Here is a 22,280-nt window from a genome sequence, read left to right on the forward strand (position 1 = left end):
TGGTTTTGGTAACTTTCTTTCAGCAGGTGATGTGACGGGATCAGTTCGCGCGAGTCGCGTCGGGCAGATCATTGCTGTCAGCCGTGCTGCGGTCGGCGTTTGCGGGTGCGGGATTCTGTTTTGCCTGCGCCTCCAGTTCTGCATCGATTTCGGCGCCGAACAGCACGATGAAAGACGACAGCCACAGCCACATCAGCAGGATGATCACGCCACCCAAGGCCCCAAAGGTTTCGTTGTAGCTGGCGAAATTCTGCACGTAAAAGGCAAACCCGGCCGATCCGGCCAGCCACAGGACGCAAGCCACCAGCGCACCGGGGGTGATCCAGCGCCACTTGCGCGGTTTGCGGGCAGGACCGTAGCGATACAGGATCGCAAGGCCCGCCGCGACCAATAGCAGCACGATCGGCCAGCGCACCAGAATGATGATCCATTCCGCATTCGGATCGAGCCGGATGAAATTCAACATCACCGGCAGCAGCACGAGTGCTGCCACGATGACGAAAAACCCGATCACCATGGCAAATGTCAGCACGATACGCGCCATCAGGTTGCGCAGGAAACTGCGCGCCTCCTCGACGCGAAAGGCGACATTCAGTCCCTCGATCAGCGCCGACATGCCGGCGGATGCCGAATAGAATGCCGTCAGCACACCGATGATCGCGGCCAGCCCCAGACCGCCGCTGTCGGACCCTGCCACCGATTTGGCCTGATCCAGCACGATCTGCGCGGCCTCTTGCGGCATAAACGCCGAAAGGGTCTGCATCTGGTTCACCAACATGGACGGATCGGTAAAATACCCAGCCAGCGCCATGGCGGCCACGATCCCCGGAAACACGGCCAGCAGCCCGTAAAACGCGCAACCCGCTGCGATCAACGTCAGATGATCGCGGCCGATGTTTGCAAAAATGCGTTTGACGACCGCGATCCAGCCCTTGGCCGTCAGCGATCCGGGGTGCGCCGTGCTATCTGTCATCCTGTTCCTTTCGGATTGCGTTCGGGCCGCGTGGTGCCGAACGGAGATCGGTCATGACTGACCGATCTTGTCCTGTGTTTTCGTGTCAAAGTCCGACGCGCTGTGACGTTCGTGCAGCTGTTCGGACGGATCACCAAAGGACCGGTTTACCATGCGGCCGCGTTTGTAGGCGGGACGGTCCATGATCTCCGCGCTCCAGCGCTGGACGTTCTTGTAGCTGTCGGCCTGCAGAAATTCCTTGGCGTCATAGACCGAGCCGTTTGCCACCGCACCATACCAGGGCGCGATGGCGATGTCCGCGATGGTATAGCTGTCGCCGGCGATGAACGGACGATCAGCAAGGGTGCGGTCAAGCACGTCCAGCTGACGCTTGGCCTCCATCGTGAAACGGTTGATGGGGTATTCCATCGGTTCTGGCGCATAGGCGTAGAAATGGCCAAAGCCACCGCCCAGATAGGGCGCGCTGCCCATCTGCCAGAACAGCCAGTTCAGTGTTTCCGACCGTGTCGCCGGATCATGCGGCAAAAAGGCGTCGTATTCCTGCGCCAATTGCAGCAGGATCGACCCGCTTTCGAACAGGCGAACGCCGGTTTTCGTGTCCAGCAGGGCCGGGATCTTGGAATTGGGGTTCACGGCGACAAAGCCGCTGCCGAACTGGTCGCCCTTGCCGATGTCGATCAGCCAGGCGTCGTATTCCGCATCATGCCCGGCCTCGAGCAGTTCCTCGAACATCACCGTGACCTTGACCCCGTTTGGCGTGGCAAGGCTGTGCAGCTGCCAACGGTGTTCACCCTGCGGCAGCGGTGCATCATGCGTGGGGCCTGCGATGGGGCGGTTCGTGCTGGCGAATTTGCCGCCGTTCTCGGCGTCCCATTCCCAGACCTTGGGGGGGGTGTAATCGGACATGGTCAGACCTTTGATCAATGCGTTTCCATCAACCATTTAGCCCTACGGGCTGCGGATCAAGGGTCAGCGTCCGACGGGGCGACCGCCGGGTAACGAAATCCGCGCGACCTGTTCGGCAATCGGGTCGGTGGACAGCGGATGCAGCGCACTGTCATAGCCATCCGGATCGCCAATCGGCTGCCATGCCCCATCGCGAAAAATCTCGAGCGCGTCGAAATTCGCCTTGTACCCCATCTTGGGACTGCCGGGCACCCAATAGCCCAGATAGACATAAGGCAGGTTCAGTTCGCGTGCTACGTTGACGTGGTCAAGGATCAGGAACGTGCCGGGACTGTTGCGGGTCAGCGAAGGCCCAAAGAACGAATAGACCATCGACAGCCCATCGTCGAGGATATCGGTCAGGCAGGCCGCCAGGGGACCGTCATCGGGGGCATTGCGGTCGGAATATTCGATCAGGCGGGATCTGACGGGCGTTTCCTCGATCATCGCGGCGAATTCGAACATATCCATGTCCGCCATCCCACCGTCGGCGTGCCGTGTATCAAGGTATTCGCGGAACAGATCGTATTGCGCCTCGGTCGCCCAGGGCGAGGTCGGGCGGCGTTCCAGATGCGCGTTGCGTTTCAGCACACGTTTCTGGCTGCGCGTCGGTTCGAAATCCGCCACCCGGATACGCGCCGACATGCAGGCGGCACATTCCGAACAGGACGGACGATACAACACGTTCTGCGACCGCCGGAACCCCTGTTTTGACAGGGCGTCATTCAGTTCGGCCGCCTGCTCGCCCTGAAGTGCGGTGAACAACTTGCGTTCCATCCGCCCCTCCAGATAGGGGCAGGGTTGTGGCGCAGTCACATAGAACTGCGGGGCGATTTGTAGATCGTGGCGCATGATCAAAGATTGGTGCGCATCGGCGTGGCTGACAACCCCCGCCGATGCAACTTGTGCCAGATCACGCGTATTTATGCCGGACGATTGATGGCGGTCGTGCCCATGATCATGTCGGTCAATCCCTGCCTCTTGGCCGTGACGGCCATCATGCCCACCGAAATCAGTTGCAGCGGGAATGTCACGACACTGATGGCATAGCCTGCGGTATGTACCAACGCCCCTGCCGATGTCAGCGCCGCACCCTGTGCGTCACGCAGCGCGATGTTGAACAGGCGCATCCCCCAAGTGGCCGATTGGTTGGCGATCGTGAACCACCGGTACAGAAAACCGACGACCATCATCAGCACCGGAAAAAAGAACAGCGCGATGAACAACGTCAGCGGCAGCAGGATCAGTGACATCAGGAAAACCACGGTCACATCCACCAGCCAGGCCAACAGCCTGCGGCTGCGAACACCGTCGTAGAATTCCGGCATCAAATCCGGATCGGGCAGGGCGGTCAGCGTCGTCATGGTCATCCTATCGTATCATGTAGATTGGGACCGACCCCCGTTGTCGGGGGCCGGACGTTTGGTTCAGGCGGTCTTGTCGGACGGTTCTGTGTCCTTGGTCTGGCCACGGTCGGCCATAAACTGGTCGAATTCGGCCTTGTCCTTGGCTTCGCGCAGGCGGCCCAGGAACGCTGTGAATTCGTCCTGTTCCTCTTGCAGACGACGCAGCGTGTCCCCCTTGTAGGCGTCAAATGCCTGGTTTCCCGAGGACGCCATGACATTGACGCTGCGTGGGGCGGATGCCTTGGCACCGCGCGCGAATTTACCGGCAAAGACCATGTAGGCCAGCAGTGCCAGACCAACCGGCCAGACAAAGATGAAGGCCGCGACGGTCGCGGCGATCCAAGCGCCGCGTCCGCGGGCGTCCAGCCAGGATTCAGCGCGTTGCAGCCAGGCGATCGGACCGGTCGTTGTGACGGGGTAGGTATTGGTCGCACTCATGATGTTTCTCCGTTCGGGTTTATGTAAATGCCTTTCACATTACCCATATCGGTGTGAGATCTGCGCTATGCAAGTGTTGATGTGAACGTTTTTTACATAAATTGTCATTCGTGTTTTTTATCAGTTACTTAGGTCATTCTTGACGGTGAATGGCGCGAGCTGTGCGCCGGATATCCGCAACAGGTCGGCGGGAGCCACCGCAAAGATATGGTGGGGTGTTCCGGCCGCCGCATAGACGACATCGAACGTCATCAGGTGGGGGTCCATGAAGGCCCGTGGCGGCGTCAGATGCCCAACGGGTGACACGCCACCGATCGCGAATCCCGTCACCTTGCGCACGACGGCGGGATCGGCACGCGTCAGCGGCTCGCCTGTCAGGGCGGCGGCTGTCGCGGGATCGACGGTCTGACCGCCTGCTGTGATGAACAACACCAGATTGCCTGTATCTCTTCCCTGAAAGATGATGGATTTCGCAATCTGATCGACCGTGCAGCCCTGCGCATCGGCTGCGGCCTGTGCGGTCCTTGTCCCTTCGGCCAGCGCGACAGGCGTGATATCCAGTCCTGCCGCCGTCAGGGCCTGCGTGACGCGTTTCAGACTCTTGCTCATCGGGGTGGCTCCTGACACGGTTGGGCTGCAATCGACAAAGGGTATCTGCGCCATGACAGCTGATCCAGTCCCGTCAACAGGCCGTCTGGGGGATCGTATCATCCGGGTGCCACGCGCCCACAATGCGGAACGCGGCGCCGATGCGTTGGAACGCCTGCCTGACGCGTCGGGTCCGTTTCGCGACCTGATCGCAGGCACTGCGGGATGCAGCCCGTATCTTGCGGGCCTGATCGCCCGCGAGGCCGACTGGTTGCCACAGGCAGAGGCAGCACCCGAACAGGCGCTGTCCGATACGCTGGCGGCTGTAGCGTCGCTGTCGCTGTCCGATCTGCCTGACGGTCTGCGACAGGCCAAGCGGCGTGTGGCGCTGTTGACGGCTCTGGCCGATCTGGGGGGCGTCTGGCCGTTGGCGCAGGTCACGCAGGCGCTGACCGATCTGGCCGCGACCGCCACACATGCGGCCCTTGTTGCGCTGACCGAGGCCGAGATCGCGCGTGGCAAGCTGCCGGGTCTGACGGTTGATGACGCGGCCACGGCAGGCGGGATGACGGCGCTGGCCATGGGCAAGATGGGTGCCGGAGAGCTGAACTATTCGTCCGATATCGACCTGATCTGCCTGTTTGACGAGACCCGGTTCGCCCCCGAGGATGTCGCCGAGGCGCGTGCCGGTTTCGTGCGGGTCACGCGGCGCATGTGCGCGATGATGTCGGATGTGACCGCTGGCGGCTATGTGTTCCGCACCGACCTGCGGCTGCGCCCCGATGCCAGCGTCACGCCGGTCTGCATCGCGATGGATACCGCCGAACGTTATTACGAAAGCGTCGGCCGCACTTGGGAACGTGCGGCCTATATCAAGGCGCACCCCTGCGCCGGGGATATCGCGGCGGGTCACCGGTTCCTGCAGACGCTGCGCCCGTTTGTCTGGCGGCGGCACCTTGATTTCGCGGCGATCCAGGATGCCCACGACATGCGCCTGCGCATCCGTGACCACAAGGGTTTGCACGGGCCGCTGACGCTGGCGGGGCACAACATGAAGCTGGGGCGCGGCGGCATCCGCGAGATCGAGTTCTTTACCCAGACACGGCAGTTGATCGCGGGCGGGCGGGATCCCGGCCTGCGGGTGCGTGGCACGCTGGACGGGCTTGCCGCCCTTGCGGATGCAGGATGGATTCCCGGCGACGTGCGTGACCAGCTGTCCGATCATTACACGTTCCACCGCACGGTCGAACATCGTTTGCAAATGGTGCAGGACGCCCAGACCCATGCGTTGCCCAATGATGGCGACGGCTTTGCCCGGCTGGCCGCCATGATGGACCGCGACGTGGACGACCTGCGACGCGACCTGACAGAACGGCTGGAATCAGTTCATGATCTGACCGAAGGATTCTTTGCCCCCGACACCCCGGAACCGGCCCCGGAATGGGGGGAACAGTTGACCGCCCGCTGGCTGGATTATCCCGCCTTGCGGTCCGCACGCGCGGTCGAGATTTTCCGCCGCGTGCGCCCGGTCATCCTCAGGCGTCTGCAAGATGCGGCGCGCCCCGAAGAGGCGCTGGCGCAATTCGATACCTTTCTTGCCGGTCTTCCGGCGGGGGTGCAGTTGTTTTCGCTGTTCGATGCCAATCCCCAGCTGACCCAGCTGATCGTCGACATCTGTGCGACCGCACCGGCCCTTGCGCAATATCTGTCGCGCAACGCAGGCGTGCTGGATGCAGTGATCGGCGGTGATTTCTTTGCGCCTTGGCCCGGTCAGGACGCGCTGACGCAGGGGCTGTGCGATGATCTGGCGCAGGCGCAGGACTATGAGGCGGCGTTGTCCCGCGCGCGCCTCTGGACGCGGGAACGCCATTTCCGCATTGGTGTGCACCATCTGCGCGGATTGATCGACGCCCCCACCAGCGGGGCGCAATATGCCGACCTTGCAGGCGCTGTCGTGACAGCACTCTGGCCGGTGGTCTGTGACGAATTCACGCGAAAACACGGCACGGTCGCGGGGCGTGGAGCGGTGGTCGTGGCGATGGGATCACTGGGGGCGGGGCGGTTGAACGCGCAGTCCGACTTGGACCTGATCGTGATCTATGACGCGGACGGCGACGCGATGTCGGATGGCAAACGGCCCTTGCCCGCGCGGACCTATTATGCCCGGCTGACACAGGCGTTGGTCACGGCCCTGTCCGCACCGATGGGCGACGGTCGGTTGTACGAGGTCGACATGCGCCTGCGGCCCTCAGGTCGCAAGGGGCCCGTGGCCACATCCTGGGCCGCCTTTCAGGCCTATCAGACGGCCGAGGCCTGGACATGGGAACACCTTGCTCTGACACGCGCGCGGGTCATCGCTGGCCCTGCGGATCTGGCCCAGGGGGTCGAGACCTTTCGCCGTGATCTGTTGCGGATCAAGGGGCAGGGCGAAACCGTTCTGGCGGACGTGGCGGACATGCGTCGCAGATTGGAAGAGGCCAAGCCGACGGGGGCGGTCTGGGACGCCAAGAACGGTGCGGGTCGCCTGATGGACAGCGATCTGGCGGCGCAGACCATCGCGCTCTTGGCGGGGGCACCTGCACGCGCGGCACCCGACCAGATTGATGCAGGACGGTCGCTGGCTGGCGTTTCGGATGCAACCATCACCGATCTATGTGCGGCGCAGGATCTGTTCTGGTCGTTGCAGGCCGCTGCACGGCTGTTGACTGGCGCGATTCTGGACCCAGATGCACTGGGCGAAGGCGGCCGTCGGTTCGTTCTGCGCGAGGTGGGATGTGACGACCTTGACGCGCTGGCCGATCGCATCGCAACGGTATCGCGGGCCGCAGATGCGGCATTCGCAAGATTATTGGAGGGTCCCCGATGAAGGGTGACGCACGCGACCCCAGTGGCCTGATCGCCGAATCCTTTCGGATCGAAGGGATCACGCAGGCGGAATGTCGGAATATCTTTCTGGACTGGGCGCTGAAACTGCCCGTTCAGCAGGACAGCCAGTCGGTCATCCCCGAACTGCTGGAACGCCACGCGGATCAGCCGGACAACCACCCGATGATCCAGACCCTGCGCGAAGGATTGGCCCGCGCGCCCCGGCCCGGCAGGCGGGGCGGACGCGCGGGCCGCATGTCCTAGCGGGCCAGTTGGGCTGCCTCGCGGGCCAAGGCCTCGATCCCGGCCCAATCGCCGCTGGCGACCATATCCGCCGGTGCGACCCAGCTGCCGCCGACACACAGTGTGTTCGACAGCGCCAAATAGTCAGGCGCGTTTTTCAGGCTGACACCGCCTGTGGGGCAGAATTTGACCTGCGGGATCGGCGCGCCGATCGCCTTGAGAGCGGGCACCCCGCCATTCGCCTCTGCCGGAAAGAATTTCTGCACGGTGTAGCCGCGTTCCAGCAGGGCCATTGCCTCTGATGCCGTGGCGGCACCGGGCAGCAGGGGCAGTTCGTTCGCCTCGCAGGCGTCCAGCAGCAGGTCCGTCGCACCCGGTGAAACACCGAATTGCGCGCCTGCCGCCTTGGCGTTTTCCACGTCCTTGGGTGTCAGCAGCGTGCCTGCACCGACCACTCCACCCGGCACGGCGGCCATTTCGCGGATGGCGTCGAGTGCCGCCGGGGTGCGCAATGTCACCTCCAGCGCGGGCAGGCCGCCTGCGATCAGCGCGCGGGCCAGATCGGCGGCCTTGGCCGCATCATGCAGCACCAGCACGGGCACGACCGGGGCCAGTTCGCACAGTTTGCGGTTCAGCTCAGAGGCTTGTTCAGGGGTCATGTCTTTGGTTCCTATTCTAGAGCTGGATCAGAGGATGGCAGCAGCGCCGTCGGTGGCAAGGCCGACGTTCTTGCGGAAGGTTTCAAACAGCTCTCGTCCGACACCCGTGCCGTTGCCGGACAGGTCGGCCACCGCAACATCGCGCGTGTCGAGGTCCACGCCAACGGCGTCGATGGTTCCGGTCGCGGCGTCCAGGCGAACCACGTCACCGTCGCGCAGTCGTGCAATCGGCCCACCGGCTGCCGCCTCTGGGCAGACATGAATGGCTGACGGCACCTTGCCAGACGCACCCGACATGCGCCCGTCGGTGACCAAGGCCACCTTCAGCCCGCGGTCCTGCAACACCGCCAGCACAGGTGTCAGACCATGCAGTTCCGGCATGCCGTTGGATTTCGGTCCCTGAAACCGGACGACGATGATCGTATCGGACGTGAATTCACCCGCCTTGAACGCCGCCTTGACGCTGTCCTGATCGTGAAAGATGCGGCACGGGGCCTCGACGATGTGACGTTCCTTTGCCACCGCCGAGGTTTTCATCACACCACGGCCGAGGTTGCCGGCCAGCTGTTGCAGGCCGCCCGTGGGCTGGAACGGATCAGTGGCGGGGCGCAGGATCTTGTCGTTCTGCGTCTTGCCCTCGCCCTTGACGTAGGTGATGCGACCATCGTCAAGCTTGGGTTCCTGCGTGTACAACTCCAGTCCGTCGCCTGCCACGGTGCGCACGTCGTCGTGCAGCAGACCTGCGTTCAGCAACTCTCCGATCATGTAGCCCAGGCCGCCCGCCGCGTGGAAATGGTTCACATCGGCCAGACCGTTCGGATAGACCTTGGCCATCAGTGGCGTCACGTCCGAGAGATCCGAAAAATCCTCGAGATCAAGGATCACGCCAGCCGCCCGCGCCATGGCCGGCAAATGCAGCACAAGGTTCGTCGATCCCCCCGTGGCCATCAGACCCACCAGACCGTTCACAAAGGCGCGTTCGTCCAGAATGTCGCTGACCGGCGTGAAATCATTGCCAAGCGCCGTGATCTGGGCCGCCCGTTCTGTGCCCGCGACCGTCAAGGCATCGCGCAATGGTGTGTTGGGGTTCACGAATGACGCCCCGGGCAGGTGCAGCCCCATGAATTCCATCAGCATCTGATTGGAATTGGCCGTTCCGTAGAACGTGCAGGTGCCCGGCCCGTGATAGCTGGCCATTTCGGCCTTCATCAGTTCCTCGCGGCCGACTTCGCCGGTGGCGAATTGCTGGCGGACCTTGGCCTTTTCATCGTTTGGCAGACCGCTGACCATCGGGCCTGCGGGCAGGAAAATCGACGGGATGTAGCCAAAGGTCGCGGCGGCCATCACGAGGCCGGGCACGATCTTGTCGCAGACACCCAGATAGATCGCGCTGTCAAAGGTGTTGTGCGACAGGCCGACGGCAGCGGCCAGCGCGATCACGTCGCGGCTGAACAGAGACAGTTCCATCCCGGTCTGGCCCTGCGTGACACCATCACACATGGCAGGCACACCGCCCGCCACCTGTGCTGTCGCACCGACGGCATTGGCGGCCTGCTTGATAAAGTTCGGGTACGTTTCAAAGGGTTGATGCGCCGACAACATGTCGTTGTAGGCGGTAATGATGCCGATATTGGGGGCCACATCCCCGACCAGCGCATCCTTTTGTCCTGCCATCGCGGCATAGGCATGGGCCTGGTTGCCGCAGGTCAGGTGCGACCGGCGCGGACCTTCGGCGGCGGCGCGTGCCATGGTGTCGAGATATGTCTTGCGCGGTCCTTCGGACCGGGCGCGAATACGGTCGGTTACTTCTGCGATTTTGGGATGCAGGGCCATTGGAACCTCTGGTTTTGCGGGTTGCCGATCTTCTAGCACGTCTAGTTAGCGCTAACAACTCATCCAGTGTGAAATGGGCAACAGATATGCGGCTGTTGATTGATGTCGTGTCGCAACCATGAGCTGACCATATTCTGACCCCATTTCGCAATTAGTCATCTCGCCAGACGAAATCGACGACAGTGGCCACGTGTCACTTAAACGTTTGGAGTAAGGTGATGGGATTTGTGAAGTTTTTTGCGCTCGGTGCGGTTTGCGCCATTCTGACCGCCTGCGGCAGTACCGACCAGGTGGCGATGCGAAACGCACCGCTTGACCTTGGCCCCGGCGTCGAGGCCGGGCAGACGATCCAGCAGCGCGACTATCAGATCGTGGACCTGAATTTCGTGGCCCCCGCAGAATTGTCGGTTTCAGAACGCAACGGTTACTATCCGATGGCTGACATTGTCTGGCGTGGCGACCGGATCGGTGACCGCAAGACACAGATTGCAGAGCTGTTCCGCACCGCCGCTACGCGGAACATGGATGCTGACGGACTGGGCCGTCCGGTGGTCGTCGATGTGCAGTTGCGCCGGTTCCACGGCGTGACCGAACGGGTGCGCTATTCGGTCGGTGGCGTCTACAACATCGTGTTCGACATGACCGTGCGTGATGCAACAACCGGTGCGGTGATCGAACCCGCCCGCAAGGTGGTGGCCAACATGCCGGCCCCCGGTGGCACCGCCGCTATCATTGCCGAACAATCGGGGCAAACCGAAAAGGTGCGCGTGACCGATTTCCTGACGCTGGTCCTGTCTGATGAACTGTCGGGCCCGGTGCAGACTGCAAGCCGCTAAACCTACTGGCGGCGGATCCGCCGCCGGGGTAGGGGATGTGCATGACAGATGCACCATACCCCACCGTAAGAATGCTGCCCAAGGGCGATGCCCGTGCCGTCCGGCACGGGTTTCCTTGGGTTTACGCCAATGAACTGGTCACCGACCGTCGCACCCGGGGGCTGGCCCCCGGATCGCTGGCCGTGCTCGAGGATGCGAACCGCGTGCCGCTGGGCCTTGTCGCGGTGAATCCAAATTCCAAGATCATCTGCCGGATGCTGGACCGCGACCCGGACGCGGTGATCGACGTTGATTGGTTTGCCGCCCGTTTGACCCGCGCATTGGCCCACCGCACGCGGTTGTTCGATCAGCCGTTCTACCGGCTGATCCACGCAGAGGCGGACGGCCTGCCCGGTGTCGTCATCGACCGCTTTGGTGATCATGCGGTGATCCAGCCAAATGCCGCCTGGGCCGACACGCTGATCGCCCCGCTGGCAGATGCACTGGCGCGCGTGACGGGCGTGACGACGATCCTGATGAACGCATCCGGCCGCGCTCGCACGCTGGAGGGGCTGGAGGACCGGTCAGGCACACTGCTGGGCGAAACCCCGACTGCTGCCGTGCCCGTGCAGATGAACGGTGCTACCTATATGGCCGACCTGACAGGCGGTCAGAAAACCGGGTTGTTCTACGACCAACGCCCGAACCACGCCTTTGTCGCCGGGCTGGCGCGGGATGCGCGTGTGCTGGATGTGTTTGCGCATGTCGGTGGTTTCGGGCTGGCGGCGTTGGCACAGGGTGCGGCATCGGCACTGGCGGTGGACGGGTCCGATCCTGCGTTGACCCTCGCACGGCAGGGTGCTGACGCGATGGGCGTGGCCGACAGGTTTGAAACCCGCAAGGGCGATGCCTTTGACGTGATGGCCGCCCTGGCCGAAGAGGGCGCACAGTTCGATGTGGTCATCTGCGACCCGCCCGCCTTCGCGCCGTCGAAATCCGCATTGGAACCGGGTTTGCGCGCCTATGAACGCGTGGCGAAACTGGCCGCACCATTGGTCGCTGATGGCGGGTATCTGACGCTGTGTTCGTGCAGCCACGCAGCCGATCTGACAAAATTCCGCAACGCATCCGCGCGCGGCATTGGCCGGGCCGGGAGGCGCGGGCAGATCGTGCACACGGGCTTTGCCGGGCCGGATCATCCTTTGCTGCCGCATCTGGCTGAAAGCGGCTACCTCAAGGCTGTCACCTTTCGTCTATGAGGCTGCTGCTGGACGCCTGCGTTCTGTATCCGACCGTCATGCGCGAAATGCTGATGGGCTGTGCGGACGCGGGCCTGTTCCAGCCGCGCTGGTCCGACCGCATTCTCGAGGAATGGGCGCGCGCCACGCTGAAACTGGGACCCCAGGCCGAAGTCTTTGCCCGGAGCGAGATCGCCATGCTGCGCGCGCGCCATCCAGCGGCAGAGGTCCGTTACCCGGCCGAGATGCTCCGCCAGATGTGGCTGCCGGACCCCGACGATATCCATGTCCTTGCCGCTGCCGTGGCGGGCCATTGCGACGGAATCGTCACGGTCAACGCCAAGGATTTTCCCGGCAACCTGTTGGCCGAAGAAGGGCTGTTCCGGTCAGACCCCGACGGGCTGTTGTTGCGACTGCATGATGAACACGCTGAAACTGTCGCGGGCATCGGGGACATGGTGCTGGCAGAGGCGAACCGCCTCTCGCCAGAACCTTGGACAATCCGCGCCCTCATGAAAAAGGCGCGTCTGCCACGTATCGGCAAAAGGCTGATGGGTTAGCGCAGGCGTCCGGCGCGGCCGCCACGGCGCTGGGTCAGTTGCCCACGGCGGCCGGGCAATTCATCCATGATGGCGCGGCGCACCTCTGGCGTCATCGACGACCAGCTGCCGATTTCGTCGATGCTGCGCAGACAGCCCGTGCACAGGCGGCTCTTGGGTTCGATCACACAGACCTTGGTGCAGGGGCTGTCGATCTCGTCGCGTTTCCAGATGCGGTCACTCATGCCTCGCGCCTCACATGGGCCATGCGGTCCAGCACACCTTGCAGGATATAGGCTGCCGCCACGTGGTCGATGACCTGCGCGCGCTTTGCCCGTGATGTGTCCGCCTCGATCAGCGCGCGTTCGGCCGCAACGGTGGACAGGCGCTCGTCCCAGAACGTGATCGGCAGATCGGTCAGACGTTCCAGATTGCGGGCAAAGGCGCGCGTCGCCTGACAGCGCGGCCCCTCGCTGCCGTCCATGTTCAGCGGCAGTCCTAGAACCATCCCGCCAATCTGGCGTTTTTCACAAAATGCCAACAGCTTGGCGGCATCCAGTCCGAATTTCTTGCGCCTGATCGTCTCGACCGGGGTGGCCACGCCGCGCAACACATCCGAGGCCGCAAGCCCGATGGTCACGGTCCCCAGATCCAACCCCGCAAGCGAACCCATCGGCGGGACTGCAGCGGTGAAATCAGCGATATCGGCGCAGATCATTCCGCGACACCCGCGCCCTGTGCAGCGGCGCGCAGCGTTTCGATCGCCTCTGGATTATTTGCAAATGTCCGCTGTGCTTCGGCCCAGACTTCGGCGGCGGCGGTGGTTTCACCCAACACACCATAGGCCGAAATCAGGCGCGCCCAGTCGGTCGCAGGCCCACCCTGAGAGCCAAGACGTTCGGCCAACTGGTTGACCATGCCGCCGATCATGGCGTTGCGGTCCTCTTGGGACATATCTTCGGCGGCGGCGATATCGGCAGGGCTGGGGCCGGGGCGTTCAGGCAGGCTGTATTCGACTCCTGCACGGCGCGCCGCATCCTCGATCTGGCTGCGCGCCATGTCGGCATGAAATCCGGTCTCACCGCTTTCCACTAGCGGGCGCCAGATCCGGAATGCCATATCCGCGCGCCCGATCTGGTAATACAGCGCGCCCATGAAATAACGCCCCGGCACATTGCGCGGGTCGCGGGCGAGGATGGCCTCGGTCACGGCCTCTGCCTCGGGCGAGATGATGCCGTCGGCGGCAATCACGAGCAGATCGGCCTGCCGTTCCAGATCGGCCAATGGGACATCGTCGCCTTGCAGGGCGACAACGCGCGCTTGCGCACGGGCCGCGGCCCCGAAATTGCCCAGCTGCGATTCGTGATAGGCCAGCAGTGTCCAGCCTTGAAGGTCGTCGGGACGGGTGGGCACGATGATGCGCAGTTGTTCGATCTGTTCGATGTAGTCGGCGGGGGCATCCACGGGCGCACGCGGCGGTGTCGCCGCCTCGAGCGCTGCCTGATCGGGGCGGTTCGCGCGCACTTCGTCAGCCAAGGCCAGCCGCGCCGAGAGTGGTTGGTCCGGCAGTCCCGGCGCGCCGATGGATGTGTAGATCCATGCGCCAAGGCCAGCCATCATCGCCAGAGTCGCAATCGCAACGCCGCGGTTCACAGTCACCGAGGCGTTTCCGGTTTTGCGGATCGCGCGTGACGCAAGCAGCAAACGGCGCGAAATTTCGGTGCGGGCGCGGTCCGCCTCTTCGGGAATCAGCACGCCGCGCGCCACGTCGCGGTCGACCTCTTCCAGCTGTCCCTTGTAGATCGCAAGGTCTTGCGATTCCTCGGGCAGGGGATCGGAACGCATCAATGGGACCGCCACATAGGCGGCCACACACAGGGTCATCAGGATACAGATCAGCCAAAACATGGGGTCTATCTAGCGATGCCACCACAGACTTGCCAGAGGGACCCGCGCCCTGCGGCCTGGGCGCGCAGGGGAATGTCGCAAACTCGGCCTCACTTGCCGCTGTTGATGACGTAAGTTAAGCCGCTTGGGTCCAAACCCCAGATGGACACCAGCGCAAAGAGGTCCCTGTTGAAACGCTATTCTGCCTTTGCCGTGGCCCGAGAGGCCTTTCGCCAGCATACCGGATGGACGCGCGCCTGGGGGCAGGCCGAGCCAAAGTCGCAATACGACGTGATCGTCGTGGGCGCAGGCGGTCATGGTCTGGCGACCGCCTATTACCTGGGCAAGAATTTCGGCATCACCAACGTCGCCGTTCTGGAAAAGGGCTGGCTGGGTGGCGGCAATACCGGCCGCAACACCACGATCATCCGGTCCAACTACCTGCAAGACCCGTCTGCCGCGATCTATGAAAAATCGCGCAGCCTGTATGAAACGATGAGCCAGGACCTGAACTATAACGTGATGTTCAGTCCGCGCGGCGTGATGATGCTGGCGCAGACACAGCACGAAATCCGTGGCTATCAGCGCACGGCCCATGCCAACAGCCTGCAGGGTGTCACCACCGAATGGATCGGCCCCGACCGGGTCAAGGAATTGTGCCCCATTATGAATATCGACGGCCCGCGCTACCCGGTGCTGGGTGCCTTGTGGCAGGCCCGTGGCGGCACGGCGCGCCATGATGCGGTCGCCTGGGGCTACGCCCGCGCCTGCGCCGACATGGGGATGGACATCATCCAGCAATGCGAGGTGACGGGCGTGCAGACGAATGGTGGCAAGGTCACCGGTGTCAGCACCACGCGTGGCGACATCAAGTGCAACAAGCTTGCCATGGTCGTGGCGGGCCATGCCTCGGTGCTGGCACAAAAGGCCGGGTTCCAGCTGCCGATCGAATCCGTAGCCCTTCAGGCGCTGGTGTCAGAGCCGATCAAACCCTGCATGGATGTCGTCGTGATGGCTAACACGGTGCACGGCTACCTGTCGCAATCGGACAAGGGCGAAATGGTCATCGGGGGCGGCACGGATGGCTACAACAACTACACGCAGCGCGGGTCTTTTCATCATATCGAGGAAACCGTGCGCGCATTGGTCGAAACCTTTCCGATCCTGGGGCGGTTGAAAATGCTGCGCCAATGGGGTGGCATCGTGGATGTGACGGGCGACCGATCACCCATTCTGTCGGCCACGCCCGTCGAAGGCGTGTTTGTCAATTGCGGCTGGGGCACGGGCGGGTTCAAGGCGATCCCGGGGTCAGGCTGGGCCATGGCCGAACTGGTGGCCAAGGGGCATTCGCCGCTGACTGAGGAATTCACCATGCACCGTTTCCGGCACGGCAAATTCATCGACGAAAGCGTCGCCGCCGGTGTGGCGCATTAAGAGGGCATTGTAACATGTTGATTTTGAACTGCCCTTATTGCGGTCGTGACGTGGACGAAACGGACTTGCACGCCGGTGGCGAGGCGCATCTTAAACGCTTTGGCCCCGGATCATCGGACGACGAATTTGAACATTATCTGTTCATGCGCGAAAACCCCAAGGGGGTGCATTTCGAACGGTGGCGGCATGTCTATGGCTGCGGCAAGTGGTTTCTAGCCGCCCGCAATACCGCGACGTTGCAGGTTTACGGGACCTATTCCGCACAGAGCACCGAACCACCGCAGCACATTCTGGACGCGATCAAAGAGGCGCAGGCATGAGACTGACGAACCACGGCCGCCTGATCGCCAAGAACCGGCCGGTACATTTCACCTTCAACGGCAAACGGATGCGCGGCTATCGCGGCGATACGCTGGCCTCCGCGCTCTTGGCCAACGACCAGATCCTGCTGGGCCGGTCGTTCAAATATCACCGCCCGCGCGGGCTGGTCGCCTCTGGCGCAGAAGAGCCCAATGCGTTGGTCGAACTCGGGCGGGGCGACCGTCAGGAACCCAATCACCGAGTGACACAGGTCGAACTGACCGACGGGCTGGTGGCGCGGTCGCAGAACCACTGGCCCAGCCTGGAATTCGACGTGGGCGTCATCAATTCCAAGCTGTCCCGTTTCTTGCCCGCCGGTTTCTATTACAAGACCTTCATCCAGCCGCGCGCGTTCTGGAAACACGTCTATGAGCCGATCATCCGCAAATCCGCAGGCCTTGGTGCGGCTCCGGAAACGGCGGATGACCACAGCTATGAACACTTTAACATCACCGTGGATGTGCTTGTTATCGGTGGTGGAATTTCGGGTCTGGCTGCGACACTGGCCGCTGCGCGCGCAGGTGCGCGGGTGATGCTGGTCGAACAGACCGCCGCATGGGGCGGTCGCGCCACGGTGGATCAGCCGCGTATCGACGGTCAGGATGCACAGGACTGGATCGACGACACGCTGGCCGCGCTTGCGACCATGCCGAATGTGACGCTGCGCAATCGCACGCAGGGTGCGGGCGTCTATGACCACGGCTATGCCCTGTGCAACGAACAATTGACCGACCATCTGACGCAATCCGACGGGCCGCGGCAGCGCCTGTGGCGGGTGCGGGCTGGCCAGATCATCACCGCCACGGGCGCGATAGAACGGCCTTTGTCCTTTGCTTACAACGATGTGCCGGGCGTTCTGATGGCGTCGGCGCTGCGGGACTACGTGGTGAATTACGGGGTAGCCGTGGGCGAACGAACGGTGCTGGTGACCAACAACGACGACGCCTATCGCACTGCGATCGCGCTGGTCGATGCGGGGCTGAGCGTGCCGGTCGTGCTGGATGCCCGCACCGTTGCAGGCGGAGAGTTGGTCGAGCGTGCCTGCGCGCGCGGCATCCGGGTCGAGACAGGCAAGGCGGTTGCGGCCGTGCAGGGTGGCAAGCGTGTCACGGGTGTCAGGATCTGCGATCAGGTCGGCGACGGCACCGTGACCGAGGAAATTGCCTGTGACTGCGTGGCCATGTCGGGTGGTTGGTCGCCGGTGGTCCACCTGTGGTCGCACTGTGGCGGCAAGCTGATCTGGGACGACACGCAAGCCATGTTCCGGCCCGACCCCAATCGTCCGCCGCTGGGGGCGGACGGGGCAGGTTTCGTGCGCGCGGCAGGCACTGCAAATGGGCACCTGTACACTGCCGAATCCGTGGCGGACGGGTTCGCCGCCGGCAAACAGGCCGCCCGCGCCCTGGGCTTTGACAAAAAGGTCGGTGCAGTTCCGCAAGGCGATTGCGCCGTCGAGGACCCGATGGAACCCGTCTGGCTGATGCCGGCGAACGCGTCTTACGACAAACGCGCAAAGATGTGGCTGGACTATCAGAACGACGTCAAGGTCACAGATGTGCAACTTGCCGCGCAAGAAGGCTTCGAGAGCGTCGAACACGCCAAGCGATACACCACCCTTGGGATGGCGACGGATCAGGGTAAGCTGAGTAATATCAACGGCCTTGCGACCCTTGCTATGTCACTCGACAAGGCAATCCCAGAGGTTGGTACGACGACATTCAGGCCGCCCTATACGCCGCTGCCGCTGGCCGCGATCACGGGGGTTGCGCGCGATCATCTGTTCCAACCGGTCCGCAAGACACCGATCTATGACTGGCACGACGACAACGGTGCGGACTTTGAACCCGTTGGCCAGTGGCGCAGGCCCTACGCCTATCCGCGGGGGTCCGAGACGGTCCATGACGCCGTGATTCGCGAGGTGACGAACACGCGCGAAAACGTGGGCCTGCTGGACGCCAGCACATTGGGCAAACTGGTCGTCAAGGGACCCGACGCGGGCAAATTCCTCGACATGATGTACACCAACATGATGTCGAACCTCGCTGTGGGCAAATGCCGGTACGGGCTGATGTGCAGCGAAAACGGTTTTCTGATCGACGACGGTGTCGTGGCGCGCATCGCTGATGACACATGGCTGTGCCACACGACCACCGGCGGTGCGGACCGCATCCATGCCCATATGGAGGACTGGTTGCAGTGCGAATGGTGGGATTGGCAGGTCTATGTCGCCAATGTCACCGAGCAATACGCGCAATTCGCGGTCGTGGGCCCCAAGGCGCGTCGCTTGTTGCAGACCATCGGCGGCATGACTCTGACCAAGGAAGCGCTGCCCTTCATGCAGTGGACCGAAGGCAAGCTGGGCGGTTTCGACGCCCGCGTGTTCCGTATCAGTTTCAGCGGTGAATTGTCCTACGAGGTCGCCGTGCCGGCGTCGCAGGGGCCCGCGTTCTGGGACGCCTTGCTGGCGGCCGGAGAGCCGCTTGGTGTCATGCCCTATGGCACCGAGGCGCTGCACATCATGCGCGCCGAAAAGGGTTTCATCATGATCGGCGACGAAACCGACGGCACGGTCATCCCGCAGGACCTGAACCTGCACTGGGCCATCAGCAAGAAAAAGACCGACTTTCTGGGCAAACGCGGCCAGTTGCGCGATCACATGCAGGACCCGGACCGCTGGAAACTGGTGGGGCTGGAAACGCTGGATGGGTCGGTTCTGGCCGATGGGGCCTATGCGCCCGAGGATGGTACCAACGCCAACGGCCAACGCCGCGTGCAGGGCCGGGTGACGTCCACCTATCATTCGCCGACGCTGGGGCGGGGGATTGCCATGGGGCTGGTGCGCAACGGCCCGAACCGCATGGGCGAGGTCATTGCCTTTACCAAGGAAGGCGGCGGCACGCAGGACGCGCGGATCGTTGATCCGGTGTTTTACGACAAGGATGGGGAAAAGCAGAATGTCTGAACGTGTCAGCGCCTTGCGCAACCGCGAAACGGGTGGGTCGGTGCAGGTCCGCGATGCTGGCCTGCGCGGCATGATCACCCTGCGCGGTGATCTGTCGAACAGCAAACTTTCCTCTGTCGTGAAATCGTTAACAGGGTTGAAACTGCCGGCCCGCAACGGCGTCGTGCAGGACGGCGACACGGGCATCGCCTGGATGTCCCCCGACGAACTGCTGGTCATGGTGGCCTATGACGATGTCCCAGAGGCGCTGGACAAGATTGCCAAGGCCTTGTCGGGTCAGCACCATCTGGCGGTGAATGTGTCCGATGCGCGCAGCGTGATGTTGCTGCAAGGGACTTTTGTCCGCGAGGTGGTGGCCAAACTGGCACCCGTCGATCTGCATCCCGATGTCTGGCAGCCCGGCCAGATCATCCGGTCGCGGCTGGGGCAGGTCGCGGCGGCCTTTTGGCTGGTGGATGACGCGACGGTGCAGGTCATCTGTTTCAGGTCGGTTGCGGATTATGCCTTTGATCTGCTGGCCGCCTCGGCCAAGGCAGGGCCGGTCGGGCATTTTGCGCGTGGAACTTAACCCCCGCGCATGGGTTGACCCCGTAGCAAAACGCGCTCTTATCTGACGCGTCAAAGACCAAGAGAATAAAGGGGACCACCCATGGCTTTCGAACTTCCTGACCTGCCGTATGCCCACGACGCACTGGCGTCCAAGGGGATGTCTGCGGAAACGCTGGAATACCACCACGACAAGCACCACAACGCCTATGCGACCAAGACCACCGATCTGGTCAAGGGGAGCGCATGGGAAGGCAAGTCGATCGACGAGATCGTCAAGGGCACATTCGATGCCAGCTCTGTCACGCAGTCCGGCCTGTTCGACAACGCGTCGCAGTACTGGAACCACTGCCAGTTCTGGGAAATGATGTCGCCCGGCGACAGCAAGATGCCAGGCGAGCTGGAAAAGGCGATTACCGAGAGCTTTGGTTCGACGGACAAGTTCATGGACGAATTCAAGGCCAAGGGTGCCGGTCAGTTCGGGTCCGGCTGGGTCTGGCTGGTCAAGGATAGCGACGGCAGCCTGAAGGTCACCAACACCGCCAACGGCATCAACCCGCTGTGCTACAACCAGACCGCGCTGCTGGGCTGTGATGTGTGGGAACACGCTTATTACATCGACCACCGCAACGCGCGCCCGGCCTATCTTGATAACTTCCTGAACGAGCTGGTGAACTGGGAAAACGTCGCAAGCCGGATGTAATCCGGACTTGTGTTGATCTATCAGGGGCCTGTGCAGACCGCACGGGCCCCTTTTTCATGGAATACGCAATGCACGGACCGACCCCAGACCAGATTTCAGACGCGCGTGCCGTGACAGAGGATGCACTCGTCCGCACCCCCGTTCTGGCGCTGCGTTCTGCCCGGTGGGACGCGATCCTGCCACAGGCGGCCAGCGTGACCGTCAAACTGGAATTGTTTCAGCAGGCCGGCAGTTTCAAATCGCGCGGGGTCTATCTGGGGATCCGGCAACTGACCCCCGATCAGCGCGCGGCAGGGGTTGTGGCCGCATCGGGCGGCAATCATGCGCTGGCCGTCAGTTGGGCCGCACAGGCAGCGGGCGTGGCTGCACGCATCGCCATGCCACGCACGGTTGACCCGCTGCGTATCGACGGCTGTCGGGCCTTGGGGGCAGAGGTGTCGTTGCACGACGACATGCCAGCAGCATTCGCCGAAATGGACCGCGTCGTGACCGACGAAGGGCGGGCGATCCTGCATCCCTTCGAAGGTGCACATATGACGCTGGGATCGGCGGTCTGCGGTGCCGAATATCTGGATCAGGCACCCCAGATCGACACGCTGGTCGTTCCGGTGGGCGGTGGCGGTCTGATCAGCGGCATGGCCACGGCAGCTAAACGGCGTAATCCCACGATCCAGGTGATCGGCGTGGAACCTGTCGGTGCCGACAGCATGACCCGGTCGCTGGCGGCAGGACATCCGGTCAGGCTGGACCGGATCGACACGATCGCCGACAGCCTGAGCGCGCCGTTGGCGATGCCGTTGTCTTTTGCCGCGGCACAGGCGCATGTCGACCGCATGGTGCATGTCACTGACGACCAGATGCGGACGGCGATGGGGCACTACATGGATGTATTGCGGATACTGGCGGAACCCGCCTGTGCGGCCTCGCTCGCCGCGATTTGCGGTCCGTTGCGCGACGATCTGGCGGGGCGGCATGTGGGAATCATCGCCTGCGGGTCGAACATTTCGCTGGGGCGCTATCAGCAGATTCTGTCCTGATTTCGGAACTTTGTCCGCGTCCCCTCGTTGAACTTGTGAAAACAGGAAAGCGAGGAATTTCAAATGGCAGAACGTCAGAAATCCAGCGATGGTCGCTCTGAAACGTCCGAACTGATCGGTGAACCCGGTGATGCCCCCACGGCGTCCGGCACCGATGGCGGCGCACTGGCCCGCCGGGTCGGCAAACGCGACGAAGAAGAGCGCGTCACCAAAAGTCCCGACACGCATACCGATGCGCAAAAGTCGGACAAGATCGCAACAGGAACGGATACGCGCAATGACTAAGATCAAGAATGGTACATGGGTCGTCGTGGCTGACGGTGAAAAAGCATTGTTCCTGCGCAACATCACGGATGGCGAGAACCCCAACCTCGAGGTGATCCGCAAGGAAGAACAGGACAACCCCAAGGACATCGATCAATCCGCCAACCGCCCCGGTCGCGTCGGCCAAAGTGCGAACCCCGGCAAGAGCGCCTATGACGACACCGACTGGCATGAACTGGCCAAGGATCGTTTCGCGGCTGACCTTGCTGACATGCTCTACGCGCGTGCGCACAAGGGGCAGTTCGACAGCATCGTATTGGTGGCGTCACCGCATATCTTGGGCGAACTGCGCGACCAGCTTCACCAGGAGGTCACGCAAAAGGTCATCGGTGAAATCGACAAGACACTGACCAACCACACTATCGGTGATATCGAAAAGATTGTGAAATCAGACCTCGCCGCCTGAATGATCAGGTTGCTGACAAAAGGCCGTCCCATCCGGGGCGGCCTTTTGCTTGCGCAGGTCCGTGATTGTCGTCAGTCAT

24 protein-coding genes are annotated in these 22,280 nt (G+C 62.7%); 13 read left to right on the forward strand and 11 right to left on the reverse strand.

Going from position 1 to position 22,280, the window contains the following annotated elements:
• Positions 1-40: 40 nt before the first annotated feature.
• The 6 genes from BMX27_RS07880 to BMX27_RS07905 all read right to left on the reverse strand — a co-directional run bounded on the left by BMX27_RS07880 (position 41) and on the right by BMX27_RS07905 (position 4,371).
• Complete coding sequence (locus BMX27_RS07880) at positions 41-973, reverse strand: YihY/virulence factor BrkB family protein (protein WP_090159324.1); 933 nt, start codon at positions 971-973, stop codon at positions 41-43.
• Between the two features lie 51 nt (positions 974-1,024).
• Positions 1,025-1,879 carry a glutathione-dependent disulfide-bond oxidoreductase gene (yghU, locus tag BMX27_RS07885; RefSeq protein WP_090159631.1) on the reverse strand — a complete coding sequence of 285 codons (855 nt, stop codon included), beginning with the start codon at positions 1,877-1,879 and terminating at the stop codon, positions 1,025-1,027.
• Positions 1,880-1,942: 63 nt separating this feature from the next.
• Entirely contained in the window at positions 1,943-2,770 is an 828-nt protein-coding gene (locus tag BMX27_RS07890; protein WP_090159632.1) for an arginyltransferase, read from the reverse strand.
• Between the two features lie 71 nt (positions 2,771-2,841).
• Positions 2,842-3,282, reverse strand: coding sequence for an RDD family protein (locus tag BMX27_RS07895; RefSeq protein WP_256212438.1), 441 nt, complete (start codon positions 3,280-3,282; stop codon positions 2,842-2,844).
• Positions 3,283-3,345: 63 nt separating this feature from the next.
• Positions 3,346-3,762 carry a DUF2852 domain-containing protein gene (locus BMX27_RS07900; RefSeq protein WP_090159326.1) on the reverse strand — a complete coding sequence of 139 codons (417 nt, stop codon included), beginning with the start codon at positions 3,760-3,762 and terminating at the stop codon, positions 3,346-3,348.
• A gap of 120 nt (positions 3,763-3,882) precedes the next feature.
• A complete protein-coding gene (locus BMX27_RS07905) occupies positions 3,883-4,371 on the reverse strand; it encodes a YbaK/EbsC family protein (RefSeq protein WP_090159327.1) in 489 nt (162 codons plus the stop codon).
• Positions 4,372-4,423: 52 nt separating this feature from the next.
• On the opposite strand from BMX27_RS07905, the gene BMX27_RS07910 reads away from it, so the two are divergent.
• Positions 4,424-7,216 (forward strand): [protein-PII] uridylyltransferase family protein, encoded by a 2,793-nt coding sequence (locus tag BMX27_RS07910; RefSeq protein WP_090159328.1) that lies wholly within the window; start codon positions 4,424-4,426, stop codon positions 7,214-7,216.
• The gene (locus BMX27_RS07915) at positions 7,213-7,479 is read left to right on the forward strand and encodes a hypothetical protein (RefSeq protein ID WP_090159329.1); all 267 of its coding nucleotides are present in this window, start codon (positions 7,213-7,215) and stop codon (positions 7,477-7,479) included. The genes BMX27_RS07910 and BMX27_RS07915 overlap by 4 nt, the downstream gene beginning before the upstream one ends.
• Here the strand turns inward: BMX27_RS07915 and eda are convergent.
• Positions 7,476-8,117, reverse strand: a complete 642-nt coding sequence (eda, locus tag BMX27_RS07920) for a bifunctional 4-hydroxy-2-oxoglutarate aldolase/2-dehydro-3-deoxy-phosphogluconate aldolase (protein WP_090159330.1) — start codon at positions 8,115-8,117, stop codon at positions 7,476-7,478. The genes BMX27_RS07915 and eda overlap by 4 nt on opposite strands.
• 27 nt (positions 8,118-8,144) lie before the next feature.
• On the reverse strand, positions 8,145-9,950 hold the full coding sequence (gene edd / locus BMX27_RS07925; protein WP_090159331.1) for a phosphogluconate dehydratase: 1,806 nt from the start codon (positions 9,948-9,950) through the stop codon (positions 8,145-8,147).
• A 218-nt stretch (positions 9,951-10,168) separates the two neighbouring features.
• On the opposite strand from edd, the gene BMX27_RS07930 reads away from it, so the two are divergent.
• The 3 genes from BMX27_RS07930 to BMX27_RS07940 are packed head-to-tail and all read left to right on the forward strand — an operon-like array spanning position 10,169 to position 12,563.
• Positions 10,169-10,786, forward strand: a complete 618-nt coding sequence (locus BMX27_RS07930; protein WP_090159332.1) for a DUF6778 family protein — start codon at positions 10,169-10,171, stop codon at positions 10,784-10,786.
• Between the two features lie 41 nt (positions 10,787-10,827).
• Positions 10,828-12,024: an RSP_2647 family RNA methyltransferase gene (locus BMX27_RS07935; RefSeq protein ID WP_177172682.1), complete on the forward strand. Its 1,197-nt coding sequence runs from the start codon at positions 10,828-10,830 to the stop codon at positions 12,022-12,024.
• The gene (locus BMX27_RS07940; RefSeq protein ID WP_090159334.1) at positions 12,021-12,563 is read left to right on the forward strand and encodes an RSP_2648 family PIN domain-containing protein; all 543 of its coding nucleotides are present in this window, start codon (positions 12,021-12,023) and stop codon (positions 12,561-12,563) included. Before BMX27_RS07935 ends, BMX27_RS07940 begins: the two co-directional genes overlap by 4 nt.
• On the opposite strand, the gene BMX27_RS07945 is transcribed toward BMX27_RS07940, so the two are convergent.
• From BMX27_RS07945 to ccmI, 3 genes are read right to left on the reverse strand one after another with little or no spacing between them, the layout of a single operon-like run.
• Complete coding sequence (locus BMX27_RS07945) at positions 12,560-12,787, reverse strand: DUF1289 domain-containing protein (RefSeq protein ID WP_090159335.1); 228 nt, start codon at positions 12,785-12,787, stop codon at positions 12,560-12,562. The two genes, BMX27_RS07940 and BMX27_RS07945, sit on opposite strands and share 4 nt — an antisense overlap.
• A complete protein-coding gene (ruvX, locus tag BMX27_RS07950; RefSeq protein ID WP_090159336.1) occupies positions 12,784-13,260 on the reverse strand; it encodes a Holliday junction resolvase RuvX in 477 nt (158 codons plus the stop codon). The genes BMX27_RS07945 and ruvX overlap by 4 nt, the downstream gene beginning before the upstream one ends.
• Positions 13,257-14,450 carry a c-type cytochrome biogenesis protein CcmI gene (gene ccmI, locus BMX27_RS07955; protein WP_090159337.1) on the reverse strand — a complete coding sequence of 398 codons (1,194 nt, stop codon included), beginning with the start codon at positions 14,448-14,450 and terminating at the stop codon, positions 13,257-13,259. The genes ruvX and ccmI overlap by 4 nt, the downstream gene beginning before the upstream one ends.
• Positions 14,451-14,618: 168 nt before the next feature.
• Here ccmI and BMX27_RS07960 point away from each other — a divergent pair, with 168 nt between their 5' ends.
• The 8 genes from BMX27_RS07960 (at position 14,619) to BMX27_RS07995 (ending at position 22,201) form a co-directional block, all read left to right on the forward strand.
• Entirely contained in the window at positions 14,619-15,863 is a 1,245-nt protein-coding gene (locus BMX27_RS07960; RefSeq protein WP_090159633.1) for a sarcosine oxidase subunit beta family protein, read from the forward strand.
• A gap of 14 nt (positions 15,864-15,877) precedes the next feature.
• Positions 15,878-16,183: a sarcosine oxidase subunit delta gene (locus tag BMX27_RS07965; protein WP_090159338.1), complete on the forward strand. Its 306-nt coding sequence runs from the start codon at positions 15,878-15,880 to the stop codon at positions 16,181-16,183.
• The gene (locus BMX27_RS07970; RefSeq protein ID WP_090159339.1) at positions 16,180-19,185 is read left to right on the forward strand and encodes a sarcosine oxidase subunit alpha family protein; all 3,006 of its coding nucleotides are present in this window, start codon (positions 16,180-16,182) and stop codon (positions 19,183-19,185) included. Before BMX27_RS07965 ends, BMX27_RS07970 begins: the two co-directional genes overlap by 4 nt.
• The gene (locus BMX27_RS07975; protein ID WP_090159340.1) at positions 19,178-19,753 is read left to right on the forward strand and encodes a sarcosine oxidase subunit gamma; all 576 of its coding nucleotides are present in this window, start codon (positions 19,178-19,180) and stop codon (positions 19,751-19,753) included. The genes BMX27_RS07970 and BMX27_RS07975 overlap by 8 nt, the downstream gene beginning before the upstream one ends.
• A gap of 81 nt (positions 19,754-19,834) precedes the next feature.
• Complete coding sequence (locus tag BMX27_RS07980; RefSeq protein ID WP_090159341.1) at positions 19,835-20,434, forward strand: superoxide dismutase; 600 nt, start codon at positions 19,835-19,837, stop codon at positions 20,432-20,434.
• 56 nt (positions 20,435-20,490) lie between these two features.
• Positions 20,491-21,471, forward strand: a complete 981-nt coding sequence (locus BMX27_RS07985; RefSeq protein WP_256212439.1) for a threonine ammonia-lyase — start codon at positions 20,491-20,493, stop codon at positions 21,469-21,471.
• 63 nt (positions 21,472-21,534) lie between these two features.
• On the forward strand, positions 21,535-21,756 hold the full coding sequence (locus BMX27_RS07990) for a hypothetical protein (RefSeq protein ID WP_056031765.1): 222 nt from the start codon (positions 21,535-21,537) through the stop codon (positions 21,754-21,756).
• Entirely contained in the window at positions 21,749-22,201 is a 453-nt protein-coding gene (locus BMX27_RS07995) for a host attachment family protein (protein ID WP_090159343.1), read from the forward strand. Before BMX27_RS07990 ends, BMX27_RS07995 begins: the two co-directional genes overlap by 8 nt.
• Positions 22,202-22,280: the final 79 nt, after the last annotated feature.

This window comes from Loktanella sp. DSM 29012 (assembly GCF_900110705.1).
Taxonomy (GTDB): Bacteria; Pseudomonadota; Alphaproteobacteria; order Rhodobacterales; family Rhodobacteraceae; genus Loktanella; species Loktanella gaetbuli.

Coding starts and splice junctions, on each gene's coding strand:
- BMX27_RS07880 (WP_090159324.1), bottom strand. CDS start 973: ATGACAGATAGCACGGCGCACCCCGGATCGCTGACGGCCAAGGGCTGG.
- yghU (WP_090159631.1), bottom strand. CDS start 1,879: ATGTCCGATTACACCCCCCCCAAGGTCTGGGAATGGGACGCCGAGAAC.
- BMX27_RS07890 (WP_090159632.1), bottom strand. CDS start 2,770: ATGCGCCACGATCTACAAATCGCCCCGCAGTTCTATGTGACTGCGCCA.
- BMX27_RS07895 (WP_256212438.1), bottom strand. CDS start 3,282: ATGACGACGCTGACCGCCCTGCCCGATCCGGATTTGATGCCGGAATTC.
- BMX27_RS07900 (WP_090159326.1), bottom strand. CDS start 3,762: ATGAGTGCGACCAATACCTACCCCGTCACAACGACCGGTCCGATCGCC.
- BMX27_RS07905 (WP_090159327.1), bottom strand. CDS start 4,371: ATGAGCAAGAGTCTGAAACGCGTCACGCAGGCCCTGACGGCGGCAGGA.
- BMX27_RS07910 (WP_090159328.1), top strand. CDS start 4,424: ATGACAGCTGATCCAGTCCCGTCAACAGGCCGTCTGGGGGATCGTATC.
- BMX27_RS07915 (WP_090159329.1), top strand. CDS start 7,213: ATGAAGGGTGACGCACGCGACCCCAGTGGCCTGATCGCCGAATCCTTT.
- eda (WP_090159330.1), bottom strand. CDS start 8,117: ATGACCCCTGAACAAGCCTCTGAGCTGAACCGCAAACTGTGCGAACTG.
- edd (WP_090159331.1), bottom strand. CDS start 9,950: ATGGCCCTGCATCCCAAAATCGCAGAAGTAACCGACCGTATTCGCGCC.
- BMX27_RS07930 (WP_090159332.1), top strand. CDS start 10,169: ATGGGATTTGTGAAGTTTTTTGCGCTCGGTGCGGTTTGCGCCATTCTG.
- BMX27_RS07935 (WP_177172682.1), top strand. CDS start 10,828: ATGACAGATGCACCATACCCCACCGTAAGAATGCTGCCCAAGGGCGAT.
- BMX27_RS07940 (WP_090159334.1), top strand. CDS start 12,021: ATGAGGCTGCTGCTGGACGCCTGCGTTCTGTATCCGACCGTCATGCGC.
- BMX27_RS07945 (WP_090159335.1), bottom strand. CDS start 12,787: ATGAGTGACCGCATCTGGAAACGCGACGAGATCGACAGCCCCTGCACC.
- ruvX (WP_090159336.1), bottom strand. CDS start 13,260: ATGATCTGCGCCGATATCGCTGATTTCACCGCTGCAGTCCCGCCGATG.
- ccmI (WP_090159337.1), bottom strand. CDS start 14,450: ATGTTTTGGCTGATCTGTATCCTGATGACCCTGTGTGTGGCCGCCTAT.
- BMX27_RS07965 (WP_090159338.1), top strand. CDS start 15,878: ATGTTGATTTTGAACTGCCCTTATTGCGGTCGTGACGTGGACGAAACG.
- BMX27_RS07970 (WP_090159339.1), top strand. CDS start 16,180: ATGAGACTGACGAACCACGGCCGCCTGATCGCCAAGAACCGGCCGGTA.
- BMX27_RS07975 (WP_090159340.1), top strand. CDS start 19,178: ATGTCTGAACGTGTCAGCGCCTTGCGCAACCGCGAAACGGGTGGGTCG.
- BMX27_RS07980 (WP_090159341.1), top strand. CDS start 19,835: ATGGCTTTCGAACTTCCTGACCTGCCGTATGCCCACGACGCACTGGCG.
- BMX27_RS07985 (WP_256212439.1), top strand. CDS start 20,491: ATGGAATACGCAATGCACGGACCGACCCCAGACCAGATTTCAGACGCG.
- BMX27_RS07990 (WP_056031765.1), top strand. CDS start 21,535: ATGGCAGAACGTCAGAAATCCAGCGATGGTCGCTCTGAAACGTCCGAA.
- BMX27_RS07995 (WP_090159343.1), top strand. CDS start 21,749: ATGACTAAGATCAAGAATGGTACATGGGTCGTCGTGGCTGACGGTGAA.